Genomic DNA, 8649 nt, shown 5'->3' with positions numbered 1-8649 from the left:
GAAATACGCGAAACGGGGTAGTTCTATCTTTAAATTTAATTACGCAACAAAGCCCCTTAGTAAGATAATCTGGGTGACAGCACAGTACTTGATGAAGCTCTCCGAGCTTAATTGCACGAGACGTTGAATCAGGAAGAGCCCCAACAGTGACCGACAGGTCTATGTATTTCTCGATAAGATCTACGCGCATATCGTTGGCCAATAGTTGAGGCTCGATACGAGGGTGGCTTTTCATAAACTCACACATTGCAGGTCCAATAAGATGTGTCATCAATGTGTGTGGGGATGTGATGGTGATAGTGCCTGCAAAATCAGAACAGGACTCGCGTACTTCTTCTTCCGCAAGCGACATTAATTTTCGCATTTCTAAGCATCGTTGATAAAAACGTTGTCCAGCGTCGGTTAAGGATTGGCGACGTGTTGTTCGAGTGAGTAATTTCACACCAAGGTGTTGCTCAAGCCCTTGTAAGTGATGGCTAACGACAGATTTTGAGAGATCTAGCTTATCAGCCGCTTTCGTTATGGAGCCCGATTCTACAATTTGGGCGAACACTTGCATGCGATGTAATTCGTTTTTCATGGTGGTTCATTGTCTTATTAAATCGAACTATGTTTCAAATATTACTGTATTTATCTATTTTAACAAACAAGTAAGATTCTCCTCGTACCTTAACAAAATAAGAAAACGGAGAGAATGATGACTATTTTAGTGCAATTTACCTTGAGCCATACTGAAGATAAAACGGCAGAGATCGTTGAGTTTTTTAATGAAATATTGCCAGATACTCGTACTTTTAACGGCAACCTTTCTGCGGAGCTTTATCAAAAAGATTTGGCAGAAAATTCCTTGGTTTTATGTGAAGAATGGGAAAGTACCGCTCACTTTAATGAATACATTGCTTGGCGCAAAGATATTGGTGATTTTGACCGTTTAGGCGCGATGCTTACGGATATGCCAATTATCACCGTCATGTCAAAAATCGTCACAGCCTCTGAGGCGTAATGATGAATAAGATATGGAGCCCTTCTTCAGTACCCGCTCCAGCCGCTAATTATCATCAATGTGCGTTGATCCCCGCAGGTTCAACGCGATTGCACATCGCTGGGCAACTAGGGATTGATAGCGAAGGAATGGTGGCTGAAGGTGCGGAACAACAGATTGTACTGGCTTGGAAAAATCTGAGAGGTGTGCTTCAGGCAAACCAAATGGATATCGAAGATTTAATCAGTGTAAGGCTGTACTTAGTGGACCGGAATGATATGTCTGACTATCAAGCCGCAAAGCAGCAATTGCCTTTCGATGTTGGTGGTCTCCCAACGACATTACTGTTTGTGCAAGGGCTCTTTGACGAGCGATGGAAAGTTGAAATTGAGGCCGAAGCAGCGAAACTGATTTAAGTCGATCTCTGTATACTCAATTGATACGAAAGACATGATATGAAGCAAAAAGCCCCTTTATTTAATCAGACTATAAAGGGGTGATTTCTTATCTAGAAATATTGCTATTCAGCGACGCATAGTGATTTGGTTGAAATCGATCCAACCATTCGCCAGCTGCTCAACAGGATTAACTGTTTTAGCATAATTGAGTTGCTGTTTTACGTGGAAAATCGGTCTATAAACACCGAACTCTATTAATTGTGCCTCAAGCTCTAGAAAGGCCGATTGTCGCTGGTGGTAGTCATTGAGAACCCATAGCTGTTCAAGGCTTTTGTTACGCCACTGTTTTTGCTCGTCAGTTAAACAAACCTCTAAGGCAATAGAACTTTGTAGCCATCCCATCCAGCTGCTGTCGAGATTGTCTGAAAACACTTCACCACTGATCAATATATCCGCATTTTGTAGGTTGCTTTGTTGGCAAAAATCTGGAAATTCGAGCACCTGATATTCGCAGCTAAAACCAAGTTCATTAAGTTGTTCACAATAGTGGCGAGCCATTTTTATGTGATCAAACAGCTGATAGGTTAGGATTTTTATCGGTTGTTTAGGCTTGTTTAGTTTATCTGCGAATTGTCGAGCCACTTTTAATGCGTCTTTGTCATTCGCCGTCACTAGCTTAGATTTCGATGGCTGACTAGACGTCGACAGCATTCCATATGCGTAGCCGACAGTATTCAGAGGAATGTCTTTCGCGACACCAAGTAAACGCAGTAAATCATTCAGTGACCTAAGGTGTTGTGGTTCTGCGAGCCAAGGGTGGCGATGTGAGTTGAGCAAGGCGTACTCGCAGCCTTTCTCCCACTGCTCTATCTCTGCTAGCTCGTTCTGTAATAACGATTGTTGATAGTGCGGATGTGAGTGAACAATGTCGCAGTGCATTTCATAGTCTTTGGCTTTATCGCCAACATTCCAAATCTCAATGCCGTCTACCCAAGGTCGGTGCCCATAGTAGGCCTTGAAAGCTTCGAGTCTGGTTAGCCACTCTGACTGTTCCACTAGTTTAAAGCTGCCACTTCCAATGATTTGTTCTCCTACTTTCTTGGCAATACCTGCGGCAGAGCTCGATAGTAGCGATGGAAGGTAGCCTGCGTTGGCATTGATAGCAAAACAGAGGTGAAGCGGATCGATAACCGTAATGGTAGAGATGCATTTAAATTGCTGACTATTGTGATGGCTGCTGCTGATCAGGCGTAGAAAGTGCGCTTTGATGTCTTGCGCTAGAATCGATGAGCCGTCATGAAACACTAAGCCTTTTCGCAAAGTGAAATACCAACGATTTTCATCTTGGGACCAGTCAATTGCAAGATCACCTTCAAACGAGTGAGTACGCGTGTTGAAACGCAGTAAGTTACTGAACAGGTAACGGGTGATGTGTGCTTCAGTGCGTCGTGTCACTTCAATCGGGTCTAGGCTATGTGTGCCTCTATAGAAAGGGATTTGCAGAATATCGAGCGTAGTCGGCAAGCTCTGATAGCGGCTGATATAACCAAGCAGGAACTGATCGCGTTGCGACTCTTCAATAAGCTCTAAAGCTTGGTCGACCTTGTTTTCCGATAGTAATTCATCAATCCTCAGTTCCAACTCATGGTTCACGTTTTTGAGTAGAGTGAGTGTGGGTAGGTTGCCCCGTCCAACGCCTGACTTCCAATCAATCCAGCCTTCGTTTACTAGCTTTTTGATAATCAGTTGAGCGTTGCGTTTGGTACAACCTAGAGCTTCAGTAATTTCTGTAAGCGAAAGTTGAGTTGGTTGGTTAATGAGTACCCGAGAACGTAAAAATGCCAGTGCCTTCCAGTAATGCATAAAGGTGAAATCCTTGCTGAATCTTTCTATTTTTCTTCATCTTTTAATCTCGATAATAGGGTTATTCGATTGTTTTTAAAAGGAATGAAAAATGGAAGGTGTAAATAAAGAAGAGGCTACGTCCTCTATTTGGAAAAGCTCGAGCTTTATTGTGTTGTTTTCGACGGCGTTCTTCGTTGCATTTGGAACCAAGATTTATGACCTTGCTCTGCCCTTGTTGGTGTACGAGTTAACACAGTCTTCAGAGATGATGGGGTGGATGAGAGCGGTCGAGTTTTTGCCCAATCTACTCTTAGCGCTGTTCATCGGTGTATGGGTTGATAAGTTTAATAAAAAGCATTGGTCACAATGCATGTTGCTCGGACAAGTGCTGGTGTTGGTTATCTCATATATTGCAGTGCGTTGGCTTTCCAACCCTCTATATGCTTTGTTTCCGTGTGCATTCCTGATGATGGCGTTTAACTATGGTTATCACAATGCACGTATCGGGATGATGAAAAACGTTTTACCTCAGTACATGCAAAATACCGCCATCGCAAGAATGAGCTCTTTGTACAGTTTGCTAGAAACGGTCGGCCCGGTTTTGTCTGGTGGTCTGCTTCTGTTATCCGCGTTACATAATGTGTTTTTACTTATTGCAGTGATGTATGTGCTAGCGTTTTGGCAGCTCAATAAATTGGAATTCAAGCCGGCTATGCCCGTTGCTCATCAGTCGGTGATTAGCGCACTGAAAGAGGGTTGGCTGATCTTGTATGCGAACAAGAACATGTGGCACATTACCTTAGCAGTGATGGTGATAAATACCACGGGAGCGGTATTTTGGATTCAAGCTATCTACTTTGCAAAAGCAGAGCTGGCTTTAAACCATATGGAGGTGGGCTACCTGATTGCAGCATCTGGAATCGGAGGGCTGTTAGGTTCGTTTACTGCTGACAAAGTTCGTCAACGCATCGGCTTAGGTGTTTTACTTATGGTCTCTATTGCACTTGAAGCGGTCGGTTTTATTATTCCTGTATTATTCATAGACGGCGACCAAGCTAGCGGACTTTTAATGTCATCTTTTGTTGGTGATGGGCTGTTTAGTCTTGATGGTAAATGGGTATTAATGGGCGCGTTTATGTGGGTGAGTGCGATTGGCGTGTACAGCAGTATTTGCATCTGGAGTTACCGGCAAGAAGCTTTCGATGAGCAACATTTAGGCCGAGTTGCAGGCATTACGGGATCTTTATTTAAATTATTGATGCCCTTTGGGTTAGCGGCTTCCGGTTATTTGGTAACAGTATTCGACGTGCCAAATATTTTTGTGCTCTGCTTCATTATTCAATTATTTACCGCTTTAGCTCTGCTGATGACCAAAGTCCGACATATTGAGTAGAGCGCGACTCTTTGGTTCTTTGAGAGTCTAGCCACCAACAAAAAACGCGCCCTCAATGAGGCGCGTTTTTGAGCAATACGTTTAAGAGGCTGCGTCTACTGCGTAACAGGCTTAACTTGTTTGTACTGTCTTACTGCCAGAATAAGTTGTGGTAGCAGCGACATCACTATCATGCCGGTCATTAGCGAATACTGGACTGCAGTGAATGATTCACCCATTAACACCATGCCTGTCACGATGCCAGCTACTGGGTTTGCGATGCCACCGAAGGTGAAATCAACTACGGACATACGTTGCAGTAGCCACACATACATGCCGTAACCCAGGGCAGTGTTCAGGATAATCACCCAAACAAGTCCTATTGCGTTACGAGTATCGAAATGAGTCACAGCGTTAACATAAGGCTGTGGGTCGATGAGCGCATGAACGCCAGACGCGACAGATAAAATCGTACCGCCTAGAATCAGTTGCCACGTTAATACCTTCCACCAGTGCATGCGATTACCCAGTGACTTGGTAATGCTACTGCCGATAATGATACACATGATTGCAGCGAACATGGCGCCTAAACCTATTGGGTTTAATGCGATTTGACTTGGATTAAACAATATCCACGCCAATGTGATTAATCCAACACCAGACAAGGCTTGAATCAATTGCGGACGCTGTTTCTTTACTACCCAATGGAAGATCATCGCAAACACTGGCACAGAGATCATACCTACACCGGAGATTGCCGAAGGCAACGTCAACGCCATCACGAAAATTAAGCTAAAGAAGGTCGCGATATTGATAAGACCCAATGTGAAAATGATCTGCCATTCGCCTTTTTGAGGCAGTGTCGGTTTTACTACTAGCAATAACAAACCAGCAGGCAACGCACGCAAAGCACCCAATAATAAGGGGGGCCATTCCTGTAGCGTAAATTGCGTCACTGCATAGGTTGTTCCCCAAAAGAACGCGGGAATCATTGCTAATAATATGTTCATATGAAATATCTTTACGTTAAGATAATGGTTGTATGAACTGTATACCTAGATCATATGGTTGTAAAGTATCTTTATGTTAAACTAGTTTGAATTAATCAGACTAATAACGGAGCGAGATCGCAAATGGATGCTATCGACCGCGTAGTAGAGCAATGGGCAAAGGAAAAGCCTGAGTTAGAAACTGAGCCAATGGCAATGATGGGCCGGATTATGCGTATTGCCAAGTATATGGAGACGCAAGTTGCCGATCTGCATAAAAATTACGACATGAAACTTGGTGAGTTTGATGTGTTGGCAACGTTGCGACGTTCTGGGAAGCCTTATCAACTGACGCCATCAGAACTGATCGGATCGATGATGCTGACATCAGGCGCAATGACCAATCGCCTTGATAAACTAGAAGCTAAAGGGCTGATCCGTCGTGAGCACAGCAAAGAAGACAGACGCAGCGTGAGTGTTCAGCTAACCAAAGATGGTCTTATTCTGATCGACCAAATGATGACTGAACATGTCGAAATGCAGAAAAAATTGGTTAAGTCATTGTCTGCGAGCCAGAAGAAGAACACTAACCAACTTCTAAAAGCATGGTTGAGTGCTTACGAATAATTTTTAGGTGACGGAGTAGGGTACGACTATGGACAGTATTCAAAATAATACGGAAAAAACAGATATGCTTGAGAAAGTAGAGCGCGTTGTATTAATTAATGGATTGGAATATGAGGTTAGCGGAAATGTTCTTAATCTTAAGCTAGGCAGAGCGGGTGGAAAGGTAAAAATCAAATACGATTACGCGACGAATTCATACGTCTACAACTGTAATGAGTATGCTATTGGTTTTTCCAGTCTCATCTTCTTCGTTCTTTCGTTCAATACTCTGTATCAAGTTGATCACCAAGCATGGTCTGGTTATGTCGCGGGTTTGATGTTCGCTGGAGCAATATTCAATTTGATCCAATTAGTGCTATCTCACGTCCAAATGTTAGACATTAAAGCACAGCTAAGAGAAGTAGGTATCTACCTCAAGTCTGGCGCGTAAGAGCCTTTAGCATCTTGTGTATCGTGAACAACTGAACAACTGAACAACTTAGCCATTTCTGAGTAACGAGTGGTTAAGCCCTGCCATCGGTGGTTATAGGCCCAAATAAACAGCGTTAACACCAATTCTTAGTGCTGTTTTTACTTTCCTCTTACACACTTTTCTTATATCGAACCTAGTATCAAATTTCTCTTGGTTATACAGGCAAGCTTATCATTATGAAGAACTTTTTCGATAGCGAGCTCATGCTCTCTAGCTCCTTGAACTTCGTTCTGCTGTCACTTGGACTAACGCTCCTCTTACATATTCCAATTTGGTGTGGATTCAACCTGAGTCGGCGAAAATGGAAGCGTATGGATTATTTATGGCCGTTTTTAGCGGGTATCGGAATGCTTGGTGCCGTGTCTGAGATTCGAGCGAAGGTGGCGGGTGATTGGGTTGAAACCGAACAAACCAGAGCGGTGGCGATTTTAGAATCTGTTCAGCAGTTCTCTTTGGATAAGCTGAGAAGTGATACCTGTACAGGTCAGCCATCTTTAGATAATTACGCTCAGTACCACGACGCGTGTTTGTGGTATTTGAATACGGCGATTACGTTTAAAGATGTCGATTTCACCTTGTTACCCAATGCATCGGATTTTACGGTTCCTGCGCCTAGCGTGTCGTTAGTTGAAAGTGATGCGGTGTGGGTGGATGGTATGCTGAGTCAGTATGAAAAGCAGAAAAACCAATATATAAAAACCAGAGAAGCTCAGGTGAAGCAGCCGCTAGAAAGTATCTTTTGGTATGTGAGTCCTTACTTAGTGTGTTTCGCGATTGCATTACGTCTTACTAAGGTGACAGCCGAGCTCAAGTTGGATAAATGCTCATAGTTTACTGAATGTTTGTAGTTCACGGTTCATCGCTATATCAATGGGTAACTCAATAGCTAGGCAAGCGTATAACTTTAGGTAAGCGTATAACTAATAGGATGTGTCTGAATTAGAGATAAAAAAATAGCGTCAGTATTGAATTACTGACGCTATTTTTATGTTAGATCCAACAGTAGCGGAAAGTTGTTTATAAAGGTGGCTACTTAAATTGATATCTAACCGAAAGTTGTAATTGAGGGCCGTAAAGACCGTTGTTTTTGGAAGCAACTGCAAATACGGCTTTATCTGTGGCATGGAACCTGGCTCCAAACGTAAAGATTGAGTGCTCTCCGTTAGAACCCGCAAGCACATGGGCTTCTACTCTCTGAGTGATCCACGCTCGAATACCCGCATTAAATTCGACATAAGCTTTCGTTTCTCCAGCTGCGTATGAGTTTTTGTTGAAATGGAGTAGCAGCTGCGTATTTAAGTCGATCCCTTGAGTTATTGGACCATAAACTTGAGGGCCGATGTACGCATCAAAGTTGCTTTCATCTTCGGCTGTGTTGGTACTAAGGCCGCCCAAAATCGCCAAGCTATCGTTGATGTCGCGTCCACCATCCACGCTTAACCCCATAGGCTTTGCTTGCATCCCAAGTTCTACAAAGTCCGTTGTGAAATTTGCCGCAGATATAGCTTGATGAGAGAAGAGGCATAGCAGTAGAGGTATTACATTTTTAATTTTCATATGACTTACAAAAGATAGTAATAGTGGAGTAAAGCGCTTGGTCATGCTTTATTTATTGTCACGCCAAAGCGATGAAGTTCTTCGAAAGTTAAGTCAAAGAAAATGTCTGTTCTTGTTGTCCATCTTGATTGTGCTGTATAGGGGGGCGATAACCCATTCCTTTGCTTGATGATTGTATATTAAACATAACTGCAATAACCAACAACGATTTTAATTTTTTTTGTATAGCTCTAAGTTCTGGTTCAATTATGGAAATAGTTAATCCTAACTGTATGAATGCAAAAATGGGCAGTTTATCTGCCCATTTTTATAACTGTAATTAGGGCGTGTTGACCTTTCGTGGTTAAATTTCGTTCGAGATAAAAGCGTTTTAATCGCGGCGAGGGGGAAGTCGCCTAGTCATTCTA

General features: G+C 42.9%; 10 protein-coding genes. 6 read left to right on the top strand and 4 right to left on the bottom strand.

Annotated elements, in window-relative coordinates; genetic code table 11:
- Positions 1–580: LysR family transcriptional regulator (locus tag ACED59_RS23705; RefSeq protein ID WP_371731385.1), on the bottom strand; the 580-nt coding region annotated here is incomplete at its 3' end.
- Positions 581–694: 114 nt separating this feature from the next.
- Between ACED59_RS23705 and ACED59_RS23700 the strand changes: the two genes are divergently transcribed.
- A complete protein-coding gene (locus tag ACED59_RS23700) occupies positions 695–1003 on the top strand; it encodes a putative quinol monooxygenase (protein WP_012601159.1) in 309 nt (102 codons plus the stop codon).
- Positions 1003–1398, top strand: a complete 396-nt coding sequence (locus tag ACED59_RS23695) for a RidA family protein (RefSeq protein ID WP_009846177.1) — start codon at positions 1003–1005, stop codon at positions 1396–1398. Before ACED59_RS23700 ends, ACED59_RS23695 begins: the two co-directional genes overlap by 1 nt.
- A 108-nt stretch (positions 1399–1506) precedes the next feature.
- On the opposite strand, the gene ACED59_RS23690 is transcribed toward ACED59_RS23695, so the two are convergent.
- The gene (locus ACED59_RS23690) at positions 1507–3243 is read right to left on the bottom strand and encodes an ABC transporter substrate-binding protein (protein ID WP_017099132.1); all 1737 of its coding nucleotides are present in this window, start codon (positions 3241–3243) and stop codon (positions 1507–1509) included.
- A 91-nt stretch (positions 3244–3334) separates the two neighbouring features.
- Here ACED59_RS23690 and ACED59_RS23685 point away from each other — a divergent pair, with 91 nt between their 5' ends.
- Positions 3335–4618, top strand: a complete 1284-nt coding sequence (locus ACED59_RS23685) for an MFS transporter (RefSeq protein ID WP_009846179.1) — start codon at positions 3335–3337, stop codon at positions 4616–4618.
- A 95-nt stretch (positions 4619–4713) separates the two neighbouring features.
- Here the strand turns inward: ACED59_RS23685 and ACED59_RS23680 are convergent, their stop codons facing one another.
- Complete coding sequence (locus ACED59_RS23680) at positions 4714–5607, bottom strand: DMT family transporter (protein WP_017099131.1); 894 nt, start codon at positions 5605–5607, stop codon at positions 4714–4716.
- Positions 5608–5730: 123 nt separating this feature from the next.
- Here ACED59_RS23680 and ACED59_RS23675 point away from each other — a divergent pair, with 123 nt between their 5' ends.
- The 3 genes from ACED59_RS23675 (at position 5731) to ACED59_RS23665 (ending at position 7515) form a co-directional block, all read left to right on the top strand.
- Positions 5731–6213, top strand: coding sequence for a MarR family winged helix-turn-helix transcriptional regulator (locus ACED59_RS23675; protein ID WP_017099130.1), 483 nt, complete (start codon positions 5731–5733; stop codon positions 6211–6213).
- Positions 6214–6241: 28 nt separating this feature from the next.
- On the top strand, positions 6242–6643 hold the full coding sequence (locus ACED59_RS23670) for a hypothetical protein (protein ID WP_009846182.1): 402 nt from the start codon (positions 6242–6244) through the stop codon (positions 6641–6643).
- Positions 6644–6996: 353 nt separating this feature from the next.
- Positions 6997–7515: a hypothetical protein gene (locus ACED59_RS23665; RefSeq protein WP_029224076.1), complete on the top strand. Its 519-nt coding sequence runs from the start codon at positions 6997–6999 to the stop codon at positions 7513–7515.
- Positions 7516–7714: 199 nt separating this feature from the next.
- Here the strand turns inward: ACED59_RS23665 and ACED59_RS23660 are convergent, their stop codons facing one another.
- Positions 7715–8242 (bottom strand): hypothetical protein, encoded by a 528-nt coding sequence (locus ACED59_RS23660; protein WP_232281801.1) that lies wholly within the window; start codon positions 8240–8242, stop codon positions 7715–7717.
- Positions 8243–8649: the final 407 nt, after the last annotated feature.

The sequence above is a fragment of the Vibrio sp. FF266 genome (genome assembly GCF_041439695.1).
In the GTDB taxonomy this organism is placed as follows: Bacteria; Pseudomonadota; Gammaproteobacteria; order Enterobacterales; family Vibrionaceae; genus Vibrio; species Vibrio tasmaniensis_A.
The sequence above is the reverse complement of the archived record's forward strand: the minus strand, read 5'-3'. Positions and strand labels throughout refer to the sequence as shown.